Raw genomic sequence first — 16,815 nt, 5'->3', positions numbered from 1 at the left:
TTACTTCACCGCACCCACCATAAGGCCGTTCGTGAGGAACTTCTGCACCAGCATGTACGCGATCACTGCGGGAATCACAGCGATGATTGTTCCCGTCATCACCATTTCCCACGGCGTCGTGTTGTCGATCAAACGTCCGATTCCCACCGTCACCGGAGTGTGCTCGGGAGACCGCGTGAGCACGAGGGGGTAAAGATACTGCCCCCAGCCAGTGAAGAACGACAGCGCGAATGCGGTCGCCAATCCGGGCGCTGAGAGCGGCAGCACGATTCTCCAGAGGATGCCCAGGCGTGACGCGCCGTCGACCGCGGCCGCCTCCTCAAGAGCAAGCGGGAGCCCGTCGAAGAAGCTGCGCAGCAGAAGGATCGGGAACGCGACGCCGGTCGCTGCGATCACGAGGATCACACCGGCATAAGTGTCGTAGAGACCTACATCGCTCAGCATCATGAACATGGGAACGACAATGATCACCTGCGGCACCAGCTGCGTCAGAAAAACCACGCTGACAAAGGCGCGCTTACCGCGGAAACGGAACCGCGACAGCGCGTATGCTGCCAGCACTGCCAGCACGACACAGACCACCGACGCTCCAACGGCATAGATGAGTGTCGCCTTGAGAAAATCGAGAATCGGCACCCTGCTGAAAATGTCAATGTAGTTCGACCATTGCCAGTCAGTCGGGTACAAGAATGACTTGCCGAGATTTTCATACTTCGTCAGTGACGCTACGAATGCCGCATAAAGCGGGAGCAAAGTGAACAGCATCCATACGGCAATCAATGCGTAGCGCCCGACAAGCACCGCAATGCGCGTGCGTTCACGGCTTGGAGTTCTCATACCGTCTCCTGTCCTTCCTTGCGCAAGGCCCGCCAGCTCATTACTGACACCACAATGAGCGTCACGAGTGCCATGGCCGCGCCGCTGCCCAGATCGGACTCGATGAACACTTTGCTGTAGATATCGAGCGCGATAATCTGAGTTGACCGTGCAGGCCCGCCGTTAGTCATGACGTACACGGTGTCGAACACTTGAAGAGTCCACGCCGCCACGATGAGCGTTGACACCGTCAACACGGGACGCAGATGCGGGAGCGTGATGTATCGAAGACGCTGAAACCAGGTTGCGCCGTCGATCTGCGCGGCTTCTTCGATCTCGTTCGGGATAGTCTGCAGCCCTGCGAGCAAAGTGATGATCATGAAAGGAGCACCCTGCCAAATGCGCACGATGATGACCGTGGCCAGGGCGCTGTCGGCATCGAGAAAGCTGATCGGCTCGGAAACGAGCCCTGTTGTCACCAGAACTCGATTGAGGATTCCGAACTGGGGTTGGAGCACCCAGCTCCACATCGCTCCGGCAAACGCATGGGGAACGATCCACGGAATAATCACCAGCGCGCGAAACAGGGTGCGGCCCTTGATCGGCTTATTGAGAGCAAGCGCGATGGCGAGGCCGCAGACGACGATTCCCACGACACCGCCCACGAGCCAGATCACCGTGACGAGAACCGTCTGCAAGAACTTCGCCGACGCGAGGTATGAGAAGTTCTCGAAGTTATTCCACCCGGTGAACCCCTGAAAGAGGTTTGAATCGCCGAGAGAATACAGCGTTAGGTTCGCAATTGGAATGATCAGGACGACCGCAAACAGCGCCACCGTCGGCAGAATGAAGATGTACGGTTCGACGCGACTCTTGGTGAGGCTTTTCGCGCGCTTCACACGGAGCGGTCGCTGGTTCGGATTAGTTCTCTGTGTCGTGATCGTGCGGGTTGCGCTCTCGTTATCAGTATTCAGCACTGTGTTCTTCAACAATGTTCTCCAACGTCTTGCTGGCGGACTGCTTGGTGGTGAGGAGCGCCTGCAGCTGCTCGCCGTTGGTTGTCCACAAGGAACCGGTCTTCGGAGAGATACCTTCTGGAACGCCTGAAAGGAGTGACTCGGTCAGCACGTCCCAGTACTGGCCCTCGTACTGTGCAGATTCGGATTTCAACACGGGGACAGAACCGTATGACGAATGGACCGTCTGGTTTTCGGTGCTCATCAAAAATTCCAAGAACTTCCACGCTTCGTCTGGGTGCTCGCTCGAACTGGGAATGAACCATCCACCGACGTTGATCGCCGAGATCGATTTGCCGGATGCCCCGGCCGGCATCGCTGCTACGCGAATGTCTCCAGAATCCACCTGGTCTTTGACCTGGCCCACCATATTGATTCCGTCGAGCGCCATGCCCACCTTTCCATCGCGCAGCAACGTGCGAGTTGTGAAGCGGTCATACTCGACGAGATTCGGCTGCGCATTCTGAGTCATGTCTTTCATGAACTGCAGCGCGTTCGCCGCCGCATCAGCATTGGCTGGTTCGTCATATGTATATTTCTGCGCATTGGCGTCCCAGCTTGGCCCGCCGACCTCGGAGGCGTACAGCGACTCGAACATGAACGAGGTCTCACCACCGGCAGGCTTGCTGTACATGCCGCTTCCCGGAACACCTGTTGCCTTCTCGATGGCCGCTGCCGCGTCGAGGTATTCCTCCCACGTGCTCGGCGGGTTGTCCGGGTCAAGACCGGCCTTCTCGAATAGGTCGACGCTATACCAGAGCAGGAGAGGGGTTGCAGCGCTCGGCACCAGATACTGTTTGCCCTGATATTGGCCGGACTCCAGCAGCACGGGGTAGATGTCGTCACGTAGTTCATCGCTCATGCGATCGGCTACGTCGAGCACAAGTCCCTGCTCAGCGAGTTCGAATACCTGGCCGGGCAAGTGATACATGACGTCGGGGAGCGTCTTCGAACCTGCCATCACCCCGATGCTTGACGTGGCGTCGGCCCAGCCGAGGTCTTGCATATCGATTGTGATGTTCGGGTTCTGCTGCTCGAACTCCTCGATCATCGGTTCGAAGAGAGGACGAAGCTGCTCGGGCGTACCCGTGCGCATGAAAGTCAGAGTGACCTTTTCATCACCGGAGCCCGACCCTCCTCCTGAGCAGCCGGAAAGCACGAGTGCTGATGCGGCGACGGCGGCCAGAGCAGCGACCGTGCGTCGCGCAAATGGTGTTCTTTTCAATGTTCTCTCCTTTGAGATGGGGCGGTGCAGCAGGGTTAGATGAGGCCAATGCGCTCGAAGACGGTAGCGATCTCTCGCTTCTCTTCAGCGGACAGCAGGGGTGAGGGAGTGCGCGGGTACCCACCATGGGCGCCGACAAGGTCAGCGGCGTGCTTGAGGAGCGAGATCACCTTGTATTCGCCGCCTGTGCTCGAGAATTGTGCGGCGAGGTCCATGTAGGGAAGGAGGGAGTCGCGCACGGAACGGGCAGTCGCGTAATCTCCGCGGGAACGGGCTTCCCATATCTCCACTGTCTTTTTCGGAGCGAAGTTGGCGATGCTTGAGATGAAGCCGGCCGTACCCGCGAGCGCCGCGTATGGTTCGAGAAACTCGCCATGCCCGTTGACCACCGAGATCGTTGAACCGACAGTTTCGACGACTCGTGACATCTTGAAGAATGCGGGAGTGCACTCCTTGATGCCAACGACGTTGGGCAGTTCGCTCAGACGCTTGATCACCTCGACCGACATATCGATGCCCATGACCTCGATGTTGTTGTATATGAGGATGCCGAGGTCGGTGCCCTTCGACAGAGTCGAGTAGAAACCGACGATGCTACGAGCATCCTTTGCGGGGTAATAGTAGGGAGCCAGCGCCATGATTCCCGCGGCTCCGAGCCCCTCTGCGTGGCGCGCCAACTCGATCGACTCGTGCACATTTGTGCTGTTGCACCCCGCGATGATGGGAAGCTCACTGCCGACCGTCGACATCGCCGTTTCCACTACTCTTTTGCGATCATCCGTGCTCATGGCGCCGCATTCACCAGTGCTGCCGGCGACGACGAGCACAGCATTGCTTGCGTTCAAGCCTCCATCGACGATGTAACGCAGGTTGCGTTCGTACTCATTCGGGTCGAATGCACCATCAGCATCGAATGGAGTGATGCTGATGCCGGTGATGCCGTTGAGTTGCTCCTTGAGCTTTTCGGGGGTCACGATACGATGTCCTCTCAGTTGAAAGTTGAATCTGGGGTCACGGCCGATGCCCACCCGACGGACACGAGCCGATCGTCTTGATCTCGTATCCACATATCGACGTGAGTGCGCAGACCGCCGCGGGCAGCTTCTTGGCCGACGACTTTTCCTTTGATGCGCAGCACTGAATCGGGGAAAACGGGGAGCAGGAACTTCGCCTTAACTCGGCCGGACGTGAACCACGGGGCACCGAAGAAGCCTGTGCAGATGTCGGAGAAGAATCCTGCGCTCTGCTGTCCCTGAGCGATCGTTCTCTCCAAGCCGTTCTCGTTAGCAAACTCCCGATCATTGTGGAAGTTGCGTTCGTACTCGCCGATGTACGAGAACACCGACATTTGTGCTTGTGTGAGGCGGGTCGTCTTGCCTTTGATCGGCGTTTCGGCACGCAGTCCTGGACGCACGGTTTCCACTGGGTCGGCGGAAAGCGCGTCGGGGACGACCCGACGGGACGGTTGTGCCGTGCCCGCGCTCGCTGTCGTCTCGCCGGGATCCACACGGGTGAGCTCGGAGTTTCTATGCTGCACCAGAAGCTTGCCCGAGGCATCCCTTGCCTCAGCTTCCATAACCGCGTGACCCTTGCCGCGAAGAATGTCTTTGACGACATAGCGACCTGTGATCGTCACCGTCTCGCCTAGAGGTATCGGAGCATGAAAGATGAGCTCTTCGTCGGTATGCAGACCGACGACGGTCATGCGGTCGTATACGCCGTATTTCACGTTCAGCAGATCATTGCCCACGATCGCGGCATGGCCGATGGGCGGGCCAAACGGCGACGGGCCGAAATGCCACGCACGGTAGTCATCCATGCTGAAGGCGTAGGCCTTCATGAGCTCCTCAGTGACCTCCACCTCCATCGGACCGAGCTCCTCGAACGTCGCAATGTTCTCGAACGTTGCTACCTTGGTTCCCGACCACCGTGCGAGTGTCGCGGTTGCTGCTTCGGGCACTGTTAAATCACTCCTTCTTCATGCAGCGCAATAACATCTGCAGGGGTCTTGTCGAGCACGTGGATCATGATCGAGTCGGTGTGCTCTCCGAGCCGCGGCGGCGCGAGGCGCATGCTCACCGGAGAATTCGAGAGTTTGACGGGATTGCCGATGAGCACGAGCTCCTCACCCGAGGCATCTGTGGTGTGAAAAAGCATGTTGCGTGCCCACGGCTGCGCGCTTGCCGCGACCTCTGGAATGTCGAGTACTGCTGCGCACGGGATTCCGCACTCGGCGAATTCCTTCTCGACATCAGCGCTTACGTGCTGTTCTGTGTATTGCTCAACGATTCGCTCGGCGCCCACGCGGTTGCGCATGCGTGCATCGACCGTGGCGAAATCGGGGTGGTCGACGAGGCACGGCCGACCGACGATGTCTTCACAGAACCGCTTCCAGAACGCTTGTGTTCCTGCGTGGAGGTAGACGTACCCGTCTTCCGTGCGAAAGACGTTGGCCGGGGCGTTGAAGTCGTCCCGGTTGCCGTTGAGCGGCGGTACAGTCCCGTTAGACACATACGCGGGAACGGGTGTTCCGGTTGCGGAGAACAGCGAGTCGTAGACAGACAAATCGATCGTCTGGCCTTCTCCGGTGAGATCACGGTGGCGTAGTGCGGCCAAGACTCCGAGCGCCGTGTAGACGCCGGACAGCACGTCGGCCGAAGCGATCTTTGTGAGCAACGGCTTTCCGTCGCCTTGACTGTTGAGCGTCATGAGTCCTGTTGACGCCTGTGCAATGCAGTCGAAGAGTACCTTGTCGTGCAAGGGGCTGTCGGCACCGTACCCGGAAATCGAGGCGATGATCAACGCGGGATTGAGCTTCGCGAGCGTCGACTTATCGAGACCCATTTTTGCAAGCGTGCCCGGTCTGAAGTTTTCGACGAGCACGTCGGCCCACTCGACGAGTTCGGTGAGGATGCTTCGGCCCTTCTCCGTTCTGGTGTTGAGTGTGAGCGCACGCTTGTTGCGGTTGAAGAGTGCGGTGTACAGGCTTTCGCCGTTGACGCGCGGATCGTTCTGTCGAGAATCCTCCCCGTTGAGGCCCTCGACTTTGATCACATCCGCGCCCAGATCGGCGAGATGCTGCGCACACAAGGGACCTGCGATAAATCTCGACAGATCAAGGACCTTGATGCCGGTCAGGACTCCTGTTGCTTTTGGATCCCAGGGGATTCGATTCGTGACATGTGCGTGTTCGTCTTTCACGAGCATCCTTGCTGTTCGAACGGTGGGTGCCGCGTGTTGTGTTCGTGGCTGTGGCCTCAAACACGACTCACGTGACGACGCGTGTCGTCTCAACTTCGAGAAAACGGGCGTTATGCAATGGGGTACTATGTTGTTTTATATTGGTTTATGACCGAAGTCAAGAGGCAACTAAACAGGCTCTGAAATTCGCCTCATCAAACTTGACATTGTTTAGAAACACATATAAAACAACATAAACACAACATTCTCGATGTGAAGGGCAAAGATGCCGGACAGCACTGTTTCTGATCTCGTCGCCGGGGTTTCCCGCGAAACGTTGACGCCTCGCGTCGGCATGCGTCTCGCTGGCTCGTTGCGAGACTCGCTCTCAGGCGGCATTCATCAACCGCTTGCGATCAGCGCGCTTTATCTAAGCGAAAGCGGGCACGAGGTTGTCATCGTCGCGTGTGACTTGATTCTCATGCCACCCGCCGATGCATGGCAGATCAGGCTCGCGATCGGTGAAGCACTGGATGTTCCGGCCGAGCAGATTCTTGTTGCATTCAGCCACTCGCACGCCACACCCTCGCCCGTGAGCTGGGGTGAGTACGACTACGTCGCCACCGCTGAGGAACGTACCGAAGTCGAAGCGTTCTTCGAGACGTACAAGATCGCTGCCGTGACGGCCGCCGTCGCTGCGCAGCGCAAGGCGGAGCCTGCCCGAATCGAATCAGCGGTCGGTAAATCTGACATCAACGTCAATCGGCGTGAGCGCCGTGAAGACGGACAGATGATACTGGGCAGCAACCCTTCAGGCCCCGCCGATCGTGAAGTCGGAGTCGTTCGAATCGACTCCGAGTCTGGTGATCCGCTCAGCATCCTATTCAACTACGCCTGCCACCCCGACATTCTTGGGCCCAAGTCGCCTCTCATCTCGCCCGATTTTGTCGGCCCTGCCCGAGACGCTCTTGAGGCAGTAACGGGAGCAACATCACTCTTTCTGCAGGGGGCGGCCGGAGACATCTACCCGTGCACTGGAATCGTGAATGGTGATGCCGGCGTCGATGTAGCAAATCGACTGGGACACCGGCTCGGTGCCGAGGCCGCGCGGGTGTCTGAGACCATCAATACACACAGGGAGCCAGATGAGCGGGTTGCCTGGATCTCGACGAACAGCATTACGACGAATTGGCATTACCGCGAGCGCGAACGCCCGAGCCGCATAGGGCTGACATCCTCTCGCGTCGTGCTTGATTTGCCTACGCGGCCCTTGCCGAGTGCGGGGGAGGCTCGCGAGCTCGTTGAGACGCGATCACGCGAGCGTGACGCGGTGCCCGACGACGCTGCCCTCTCTCAGCGATTGATCGCAAGCCGTCGTCTTGCCTGGTCACGGATCCAGCTCGAAGCGGCAGAGCGCGGGGGACCAAACTCACTCGACGTCGAACTTCAAGCCATCCGCCTCGGTGACAGCGCGATCATCGCGATTCCGGGGGAGTTGTTCACCGAGATTGGACTTGCCATCAAGAAGGCCTCTCCATTCCCGAACACCATCGTGAGCGCCTACTCGAACGGGGTGTTCTTCTACATCCCGACGGAAGCCGCATTCCACGACGGAGGGTACGAGGTCAACTCGCACCAAAACTATTTGCGAGCAAGCGGTCCCACCTCTGACTGGGAACGTCGCCTCGTGCAATCAGCAACCGAGCTCCTTCAGAGCCTCGCCTAATTCAGTAAGTCGAAAGGAAGCGTTCTGTCTATGAACACACCACGAAAGCGGGTCGCCATTGCGGCACTCGCCGTCGCCGCACTCGGACTGAGTGCGTGCAGCGGTGGAGACTCCGGCAACGCAGACGGGTCCGAGACGATCATGGCGGTCGTCTGGCCCGGCCCTGAGGGCGACGCCATGGAAGCCGTCGCCAAAGAATACAACGAGGGTCAGGGCAAGAAAGACAAGGTCCAGGTGAAGACCGTTCTGCTCGGCCGTGAAGACACCTTCAATAAGGAAGCCACTGAGATGGCGACGAAGTCATCGGAGTTCGACGTCTACTGGACGGCAAGTTACATCCTTGAGCAGCATGCCGCCTATCTCGAACCGCTCAATGACGTGAACCTTGACGCGTTCATGCCCAAAGCAGTCGACGCGCTCACCATTGATGACAACGTGTACGGTCTTCCGCTAGATGTATCAATGCACTATCTGATGTACCGCGAAGACCTCGTCTCGGCGCTGCTTGATGATGAGTCGGCATGGGACACTTTCGGCGACATCAGCGAAAAGGTTGTCGGAGAGCGCCTTGAGCCCAAGGACCCGAACGAGTGGACCTGGGACGATTACAACGCAACCGCGGCGTACTTCACACAGACGCTCAATCCCGACTCTCCGACGGAGTTCGGCACCGCGCTCGCGGGGAAGAATACGCCGTTCAACGCGATGTTCTGGGACAACGTGCTGTGGGGCAGCGGTGGACAATGGCTTGACGGTTCTGACGCGGTTCTCGATTCTCACGCTGCTGAGAAGGCCATGGAGATCTACCAGACGGCATATGACAACAAGCTCGTACCACCAGGTTCTGTGCAGGGTGACTTCAACGAGCTACAAGCATCGATGCAGTCGGGGTCGATCGCTCTCATGCAGCAGTGGGCCGCCGGCTACGAGACGTTGAACGACCCCGAGCAGTCTCCCAAGACAGCGGGCAAGCTTGCTCTCGCACCTGTTCCTGGTCAGAAGGCGCACGTGCATTTTCTTGCGGCAGGGCTGAACAAGTTCAGTGAAAAAAAGGATGCTGCGAATAAGTGGCTTTCCTACCTGGGCACAGAGGGCGCACAGCAATCATACGCGGAGGCCGGCGGCATTCCATCAGTCGCTGACGTTCTGACTAAGCAGGCTGAGAACAACCAAGTACTCGGGCATCTCGCCGAAGACGTTGACAAATACGGCTACGTCGAGGAGCGGTTCAACAAGGCAACGCAGTATCAGGGCTTCGTCGCTCTCGGCAATGCACTGAGTGCCGGGTGGGTTGGCAACGAGTCGATTGATGCAGCTCTCAAAGCAGCGCAAGAGGCCATGTCCGAATTGGCAGAGAAGTAGCGAGCCGCCGTGTCATCGATGTACAAAGGCGCGGTGCGCTGGGGACTCAGCGCACCGCTCCTCATCTTCCTTGTTCTCATCGTGGTGTTCCCACTGGCGTACGGGGTCTTAACGTCGGTGCAGGAGAGAACGCTCCTGACTCCCGAGGTGACATTTACAGGCATCGACAACTACACGGATGTTCTCACCGATGGGGAATTCTGGCGCACCGTGTGGTTTACCGTTATCTTCACCGGTGTCACTGTGGCCGTAGAAGTTGCGCTCGGTCTTGGGCTGGCGCTTCTTGTCTCGCAGCGCTTCTATTTTAAGAAGTTCTTCGTCACGGTGATCCTTCTGCCGATCATGGTTGCCTCGTCGCTGATGGGTCTGCTCTGGCGGCTCGGGCTGAACGACAACATGGGGCTGATCCCCGCGTTATTCAAGTTGATCGGGACTGAGTTTCATCCGTTCTCGTCGACCTGGGTGTACCCGACATTGTTCACAGCAGAGACTCTGCACTGGACTCCTCTGGTGTTTCTTCTCTGCTACGCGGGACTTCAGTCGTTCTCTGAAGAGCAGCGTGAGGCGGCGCGCGTCGATGGCGCTGGCTACTGGCGCATCTTCTGGAGCCTCGTACTCCCTCATCTGCGCCCGGTGATCGCAATCGCGCTGTTCCTGCGCCTCATCGACACGGCCAAATCATTCGACATCATCTACGTGCTGACGGGTGGCGGGCCAGGAAATTCGACAAACACCGTCAGCCTCTACATCTTCAGAAAAGCATTTGTCGATGGAGACTTCGGGGTCGCGTCGGCCGCAAGCGTGGTCATGCTTGTGCTTCTCCTCGTGCTCGTGCCCGTTGTCGTTCGTCAGACCGGCGTAAAGAAGGAGGTCTCGTAATGGCTGACACACTTGCATCCCCGGAGACAGCACAGGCACTTCACCTTCCGTCTAGGGCTGTTTCGTCGACAAGGCGCAAGAGCTGGCCGAAGAAGCTCGTTGTCACCGTTGCCGTTGCCGTTGCCGCCGTCATTCTGAACATGCCACTCATCGGGGCACTGCTCACGAGCGTCAAACCGGCGGCGGACATCGCGCAGGGAGCGCTTTCGTTCCCATTTCTCCCGACTCTCACGCATTTCGTCGATGTGCTGTCAGCATCCGAACTGCCGATGGCCTTGATCAACAGCGTGCTGATCAGTTTGGGGTCCGTCGTACTGACGCTGCTTCTCACCTACCCGGCGGCATTCGCCATTGCCCGGTTGTCTTTCGGGGGATCGCGTTTTCTGCAGTTCGTGAGCTCGCTGCGTCTGATGCCGGCGATCTTCTTCGTCATACCCCTCTACCTTCTCTTCGGAGAGCTGGGGATGCTCGACACGATTTACGGCATGATCATCGTCAACACCTTCGTGCAGCTGACCCTTGCATTGCTGATTCTCGTTGCTGCGTTCCGGGATCTTCCGCGCGAAATTGAGGAGGCAGCGGCCCTCGATGGTTGCGGCATCCTGCGAGTTCTGACGGTCATTTCAGCGCCGATGCTCGCGCCATCAATCGTGGCGGCCAGCCTGCTGACGTTCCTGTTCACCTGGTCGGAGTATCTCTTCGCAACGGTTCTCACCACCTCGGATGCGACGCCGGTCACCGTCGCGGCAGCAAAATATGCCGGAAGCTTCGAACTCGCATGGGGAGAAGTCTCGGCCGTTGCTGTGCTCTCCGTACTGCCACCGATCATACTGTGCGTTCTCTTGCAGAAGTACCTGGTCTCTGGCCTGACAGCCGGTGCGATCAAAGGGTAGCCGAATGCAATCTGCGATGTGATGCGCGGGCGAGCACATAGCCCAGCTCACAACCACAAGTCACGCGAACCAGAAGTTCGCTCGAGAAATCGAAAACTGAGGAGTTTTGTTGTCCACGCTGTTTGATCCCATCCACATTTTAGCCTTCGATCACCGCCAGGTACTCAGAGACATGCTCGGTACTCCCGACGAGAGCGAGGCTGCCGCGTATGAACGGCTGAGCGATGGCAAACAGCTCGTCGCCGAAGCAGCCGCAGAGCTTGCCGCGTCGGGCGCTGCCGGGGTCGGGCTGCTGATCGACGAAGAGTACGGAGCCGATGCCGCCCGTTTCGCCGCAGACAACGGCGTCACGCTTGCAATGCCCGTCGAGGCGAGTCGCACGAAGATTATCGAGTACCAATACGGCGACGATTATCCACAGCACGTCACGGCATTCGGCCCAGACATCGTCAAACTTCTGGTGTTCCACAACCCAGGTGACGACGCGGAACGTCAGCGCATCCAGTTCGAGAGAACGCTCGAAGTCTCACGGTGGTGCAAACAGAATGACTACGCGCTTATGTTAGAGATTCTGCTTCCCGCCACGCCCGAGCAATTGGACTCGGTCGACGGAAGCAACGAACGCTTCGTCGACGAATTGCAAACTGAACTGCTCAGAGAGTCAATCAAGCAGTATCAGGATGCTGGAATAGAACCAGACCTGTGGAAGGTCGTTGGACTCCCCAGCGCGGCCGATTTCAAGGTTGTCGCCGGCCAGGCGCGAGCAGATGGTCGTGATCACGTCGGCTGTATTGTTCTCGGCAATGGGGCCGGCGTGACGCAGGTCGAAACCTGGCTCGCGACGGCAGCTGGAGTCGAGGGGTTCACCGGTTTCGCTGTCGGCCGCAGCATCTGGTTTGAGCCGCTCAAGGCGTACTACTTCGATGGGCTGAGCCGAGACGAGGCGCGTGCTCGCATCGTCAACTCCTTCTCAACGCTCATTCGGGCATTCAGCAGCGGTCGGTGACAGCAATGACACGTGACATTCTCGTCGGGCTCGACCTGGGCAGCACGTCGTTCAAGGCTGTTGCTGTCTCGCTTGACGGCGATGAGTTGGCTATGGCCAGCGTGGCGACGCCATGGGACAGAAGCGAGCTCGGCACGACGATGTCTGCTACAGCAACCGAGGCGGCTGCCCAAGATGTGTTGCGGCAGTGCCTCGATCAGATCTCAGATCCTCGCGTCATTGCGGCAGGCATGACGGGCATGGCGGAGGCAGGCTTTCTCGTCGACGATGCCGGTGCAGTGTGGTCTGATGCGTACGCCTGGTTTGATGAGCGGGGGCGGGCTGAGCGTGAACAGCTTTCCGCAGAACTGACGTCGCGCTGGTTCTCGTCGATGACGGGACTACCCCTAAGCGTGCGCTGTTCCGCGATCAAGATCAAGGCGTCGGCAGCATCGCGTGCGTCGATGAATGGTGTGCGGTGGGAGTCGCTCCCCGAATGGATAGCACGTCGTTTCGGAGGCGAGCCGCGTGCGGAGCTGTCGCTCGCTGCTCGCACCGGATTGATGAACATTCATACACATGATTGGGAACCCGACTTGCTGAGCTGGTCGGGGGTCGATGCAGACCGCATGGCGCAGCCACAGAGGGCCGGTGCGACGTGGGGGATAGGTCGCTCAGGAAGCCTTCTCGATGGTGCTGTTCTCACCGTCGCGGGTCAGGACCACGTGTGCGCAGCGATCGGGACGCGAGCGCAGGGCGATTCGGACGTTCTCGATTCGATAGGCACGGGCGAGGCCGTGCTGTGCGCGAGTGAGCCCCTTGATGCATCCACGACGCTTCGCGCCGTGGGTGCGGGCCTCACCGTTGGCGTACATGTGGTTCCGGACAGACACCTCGTGATGGCCGGACTGGGAACGGGCGGGCGGCTCTCGACGGTGCTCACTCTTCTTGGAGTTATGACACGCGAACAGCTTGAACAGCTCAATTCGTCGGCCGACTTCTCCGGCGGAACACGCGAGACTGCCGAATGGGCTGCCGAAATCGTTCACGACGGAGCGGCAACGTCGCGTGTTCCCGAGAACATCGAAGAGCCAGTCGCAGCGTGGCAGAGCGCCGTTGCCGCTGCGGGCGTCAGACTCGACGATGCGATCGACAGGCTCGAACGATTCAGCGGAGAGCACGATCGGGTTGTGTCTACCGGCGGCTGGTATCGGAGCATCCCGTTCAGACGTTTGCGCACAGCGTCAGTGCGTCGCCGGCTCAACATCTCATCAGTAACTGAAGCAACCGGCGTCGGAGCCGCGCTCATCGCTGGTGTCGCTGCCGACGTGTATCCCCATGCTTTGTCGGTTCCAGAACCGGCCGTCGAAAAGCTGTGAAAGGACGATTCGAATGAAAATCACTGGACATACCCGAACATATGCGCTGATCGGAGACCCAATCGCGCATGCGAAAACACCCGAACTCTACAACAGAAAGTTTGCAGAACGGGGCATCGATGTCGTCGTGGTTCCTGTTCACGTCTCGCCCGAGAGTATCGGCGACTTCGCCACAGCTGCACGCTCGTGGGAAAACCTCGTCGGAATCGGCGTCACCATCCCGCATAAAGAAGGGATGATCGAGCAGGTAGATCGCCTGACCGATGCGGCGCGACTGTGCGGTGCGACGAATGTCATCAGGCGTGCCGGCGATGGCGCGCTGACGGGAACCCAAATGGACGGGCCAGGGTTCGTATGGAGTCTTCGCGATAACGGAGTCTCCGCCGAGGGCGCGAAAGTTCTTGTGCAGGGTGCCGGAGGCACGGCAAGAGCAATTGCGTTCGAGTTGGCAGCCTCTGGCGCGGCGAGCGTGACGATCGCCAATCGAACTGCTGAACGAGCAGAGTCACTGGCCGAAAGTATCCGTTCGGCGTATCCGGATTGCATGGCAGAAGCAGACAGAATGCCCGCTGGTCAATTTGATCTCATCGTCAACGCCACGAGTGTCGGCATGAAAGAGTCCGATCCATTGCCTCTTGACGCTGACCTTCTGACGGCAGGGACCGTCGTCGCCGATGTCATTATGAGTCCGCCCGAGACTGCTCTGCTGGCCGAAGCCCGCACACGTGGCTGTGTGACGCACAGCGGCCTGCGAATGCTGGAAGCGCAGTTCGAAGCAACCGTGGCATTCCTCGGACTCGACAAAGAGGAAATCGTATGAAGGCCGCCTTGCTGACCGCGCCCAACGCTCTCGAGATTGTCGAGAGCGACCTGCCTGTGGCTGGCCCAGACGAGGTTCGTGTGCGAGTGGTTGCGTGTGGGCTCTGCGGCACCGACCTGCACACGCTTGCCGGCAATAACGCACTTGTGCGTTATCCCACCATCCCTGGGCACGAATTCGTCGGAGTTGTCGATGCCGTGGGCGAATGCGTCTCTAGCCTGAAGACCGGTGACCGAATTGCCGTCGACCCATCGCGTTCGTGCGGTCATTGCATCAAATGTCGGAGTGGCTGGCCGAATCTCTGCCCTGACAAGGGCGGCCACGGCTCGCGATTCCCTGGCGGTTTTTCGGAGTACGTCGTCGCGCGTGAGGAATCGTGTGTCGTACTCGATGAAGGCGTTTCGTGGAATCGTGCAGTGCTTTCCGAGCCTCTTGCCTGCGTGCTGCATGGAATGGACAGACTCGGACCGGTGCTTGGCAAGAAGACGCTCGTCTTTGGCGCGGGAACCATTGGCATGCTCGCCGCCAGTCTGCTCATCGAGGGCGGCGCACGAGTGCAGATGGTCGAGCTCTCTGAGACGCGTCAGCAGATCGCGCGCTCGTGGGGAATCCGATGCGAAGCATCGGCAGACGACTTCGACGACGAATCGCTATGGGATGTCGTCGTTGACGCCACGGGTGTTCCTGCGGCAATTCAGCAAGCCGTGACACTCGTGCGGCGAGGCGGTTCAATGCTGATGCTCGGCGTGGCTCCACAGGACCAGACGATCGAACTCTCGCCATACCGTGTCAACTGGCATGAACTGACGATCATCGGCTCGATGGCGATCCGGCAGAGCTTTCAGCGCGCCGTTGAGCTCTTGCCGCAGATCTCTGCCCCGCTCGAATCCCTCGTTACCCACGCACTCCCTCTCGAAGAACTATCCGATGGGATCGACCTTGTTCGCAGCAAGCATGCAATGAAGGTCGTCGTCTCGCCGGCAGATCGGGAGGCGTTGATCGCGCATCGCGCCGGAACGGAGCAGCAGAAATGACAACGTCACATGATATTCGCCACATAATCGGCGGTCAGCGTTTCGGAACTCCTGAGCAGAGGAGATTCAATCCCGCTCGACCCGGAGAACTCGTCGCAACAACGCCCGTTGGAGACAGAGAGACCGTCGACAAGGCAGTTCGGGCCGCTCACGATGCACAGCGCGACTGGGCCCGAATTGGCTCCGTCGCTCGCGGCACCATCCTGACGTCGGCTGGCGACATTCTCGCACGCCGGGCGGACGAGATCTCGGCGGACCTTACTCGCGAAGAGGGCAAGACAATTGCTGAGGCACGTGGTGAGGTGATGCGTGCTGCCGAGACCCTCCGCTTCTACGGGGCCGAAGGGCGGCGCATGAACGGAGAAACCTACCCGTCCGCAGCACCGGATACGTTCGTTTATAGTCAGCGAGAACCGCTGGGCGTCGTCGGCCTCATTACTCCGTGGAATTTCCCGATTGCTATTCCTGTATGGAAAGCGGCGCCAGCGCTGATCAGCGGAAATGCAGTCGTGGTGAAGGCGGCAGGGATCACGCCGGTCTCTCTTTGGCACCTTGCCCATGCTCTCGAGGAGGCAGGATTGCCAGACGGAGTTTTCAATATCGTGTTCGGCAGCGGAGGAGTAATCGGTGACGCTCTCGTTGAACACGACGACGTCTCGGCTATTTCGTTTACTGGCTCAACGTCGGTAGGCCAGTCGATTCAAGACAAAGCGGCAGCACGACGCATCCGGGTGCAGACTGAAATGGGTGGTAAGAACGCTCTCGTCGTGCTCGACGACGCTGACCCTCAGCGAGCCGCCGAGATCGCTTCTGCTGGTGCATTCGGGCTGACAGGCCAGGCATGCACAGCAACGAGCCGTGTCATCTGCACACCTGGGATTCTGAATGAGTTCACCGACGCTCTCGTTGCTGAAGCAGAGCGGTATCGCGCCGGAGACGGTCTCGATGCAGCGACGCGCATGGGTCCCGTTGTAAGTGATAGCCAGCTGGAGACAGATCGTGATTACCTGCGTATCGCCGAGGACGAGGGGGCTCGGATCGTCTCGCAGATGGTTGAGCGCGACGGACTCTTCCTCAATCCGGCTGTGGTGACGGGAGCACAGCGCACGCATCGCATCGCTCGTGAAGAGGTGTTCGGGCCGGTCGCGACCGTGCTTGCGGCAACTGATTTCGAAGACGCCATTGAGATTGCCAACGATTCGCAGTACGGCCTCTCGGCCGGGCTCGTCACGAACAATGCCCGGGCGATTCACCGTTTTGCGAACTCCATTCAAGCCGGCGTCGTCAAAGTCAATCGTCCAACGGGCGGTGTCGATTTGAACGTGCCGTTTGGCGGCGTCAAGAACTCTTCGACGAACACCTATAGAGAGCAGGGCGCACATGCAGTCGATTTCTTTACCTGGACAAAATCCGTCTACATCGGCATCGATTAGTCAGACGCGACTGCGGACCGTTTCGCCCGGTTCGATGCGACACATAAACGAACCTTCTTTCATGATT

The 16,815-nt window shown here is 59.0% G+C and carries 15 protein-coding genes; 9 read left to right on the top strand and 6 right to left on the bottom strand.

Annotation, left to right across the window (positions count from 1 at the left end):
- The 6 genes from HCR76_RS15925 to HCR76_RS15900 are packed head-to-tail and all read right to left on the bottom strand — an operon-like array spanning window position 1 to window position 6,258.
- Window positions 1–837 carry a carbohydrate ABC transporter permease gene (locus HCR76_RS15925; RefSeq protein WP_166987015.1) on the bottom strand — a complete coding sequence of 279 codons (837 nt, stop codon included), beginning with the start codon at window positions 835–837 and terminating at the stop codon, window positions 1–3.
- Window positions 834–1,793, bottom strand: a complete 960-nt coding sequence (locus HCR76_RS15920; RefSeq protein ID WP_166987017.1) for a carbohydrate ABC transporter permease — start codon at window positions 1,791–1,793, stop codon at window positions 834–836. The genes HCR76_RS15925 and HCR76_RS15920 overlap by 4 nt, the downstream gene beginning before the upstream one ends.
- The gene (locus HCR76_RS15915) at window positions 1,780–3,057 is read right to left on the bottom strand and encodes an ABC transporter substrate-binding protein (RefSeq protein ID WP_166987020.1); all 1,278 of its coding nucleotides are present in this window, start codon (window positions 3,055–3,057) and stop codon (window positions 1,780–1,782) included. The genes HCR76_RS15920 and HCR76_RS15915 overlap by 14 nt, the downstream gene beginning before the upstream one ends.
- A gap of 35 nt (window positions 3,058–3,092) precedes the next feature.
- Window positions 3,093–4,031, bottom strand: coding sequence for a dihydrodipicolinate synthase family protein (locus HCR76_RS15910; RefSeq protein WP_166987023.1), 939 nt, complete (start codon window positions 4,029–4,031; stop codon window positions 3,093–3,095).
- Window positions 4,032–4,045: 14 nt separating this feature from the next.
- Complete coding sequence (locus HCR76_RS15905; protein WP_166987026.1) at window positions 4,046–5,017, bottom strand: MaoC family dehydratase; 972 nt, start codon at window positions 5,015–5,017, stop codon at window positions 4,046–4,048.
- A 2-nt stretch (window positions 5,018–5,019) separates the two neighbouring features.
- Window positions 5,020–6,258, bottom strand: coding sequence for a CaiB/BaiF CoA transferase family protein (locus HCR76_RS15900; RefSeq protein WP_166987029.1), 1,239 nt, complete (start codon window positions 6,256–6,258; stop codon window positions 5,020–5,022).
- A gap of 265 nt (window positions 6,259–6,523) precedes the next feature.
- Between HCR76_RS15900 and HCR76_RS15895 the strand changes: the two genes are divergently transcribed.
- From HCR76_RS15895 to HCR76_RS15855, 9 genes are all read left to right on the top strand, one after another.
- Window positions 6,524–7,963, top strand: coding sequence for a hypothetical protein (locus HCR76_RS15895; protein ID WP_166987032.1), 1,440 nt, complete (start codon window positions 6,524–6,526; stop codon window positions 7,961–7,963).
- A 30-nt stretch (window positions 7,964–7,993) separates the two neighbouring features.
- Complete coding sequence (locus HCR76_RS15890; RefSeq protein WP_166987035.1) at window positions 7,994–9,325, top strand: extracellular solute-binding protein; 1,332 nt, start codon at window positions 7,994–7,996, stop codon at window positions 9,323–9,325.
- Between the two features lie 18 nt (window positions 9,326–9,343).
- Window positions 9,344–10,204, top strand: a complete 861-nt coding sequence (locus HCR76_RS15885; RefSeq protein ID WP_244971555.1) for a carbohydrate ABC transporter permease — start codon at window positions 9,344–9,346, stop codon at window positions 10,202–10,204.
- Window positions 10,204–11,097, top strand: coding sequence for a carbohydrate ABC transporter permease (locus HCR76_RS15880; RefSeq protein WP_166987041.1), 894 nt, complete (start codon window positions 10,204–10,206; stop codon window positions 11,095–11,097). The genes HCR76_RS15885 and HCR76_RS15880 overlap by 1 nt, the downstream gene beginning before the upstream one ends.
- Before the next feature lie 109 nt (window positions 11,098–11,206).
- On the top strand, window positions 11,207–12,103 hold the full coding sequence (locus HCR76_RS15875; protein ID WP_166987044.1) for a 2-deoxy-5-keto-D-gluconate 6-phosphate aldolase domain-containing protein: 897 nt from the start codon (window positions 11,207–11,209) through the stop codon (window positions 12,101–12,103).
- A gap of 5 nt (window positions 12,104–12,108) precedes the next feature.
- Window positions 12,109–13,461 carry an FGGY family carbohydrate kinase gene (locus HCR76_RS15870; protein WP_166987047.1) on the top strand — a complete coding sequence of 451 codons (1,353 nt, stop codon included), beginning with the start codon at window positions 12,109–12,111 and terminating at the stop codon, window positions 13,459–13,461.
- Between the two features lie 13 nt (window positions 13,462–13,474).
- Window positions 13,475–14,281, top strand: a complete 807-nt coding sequence (locus HCR76_RS15865; RefSeq protein ID WP_166987049.1) for a shikimate dehydrogenase family protein — start codon at window positions 13,475–13,477, stop codon at window positions 14,279–14,281.
- On the top strand, window positions 14,278–15,315 hold the full coding sequence (locus HCR76_RS15860) for an alcohol dehydrogenase catalytic domain-containing protein (RefSeq protein ID WP_166987052.1): 1,038 nt from the start codon (window positions 14,278–14,280) through the stop codon (window positions 15,313–15,315). Before HCR76_RS15865 ends, HCR76_RS15860 begins: the two co-directional genes overlap by 4 nt.
- Complete coding sequence (locus HCR76_RS15855) at window positions 15,312–16,748, top strand: aldehyde dehydrogenase family protein (protein ID WP_166987055.1); 1,437 nt, start codon at window positions 15,312–15,314, stop codon at window positions 16,746–16,748. The genes HCR76_RS15860 and HCR76_RS15855 overlap by 4 nt, the downstream gene beginning before the upstream one ends.
- The last annotated feature ends 67 nt before the right edge of the window (window positions 16,749–16,815 follow it).

The organism is Paramicrobacterium chengjingii, from assembly GCF_011751765.2.
Classification (GTDB): domain Bacteria; phylum Actinomycetota; class Actinomycetes; order Actinomycetales; family Microbacteriaceae; genus Paramicrobacterium; species Paramicrobacterium chengjingii.
This window is presented reverse-complemented; position numbering and strand designations above follow the sequence as displayed.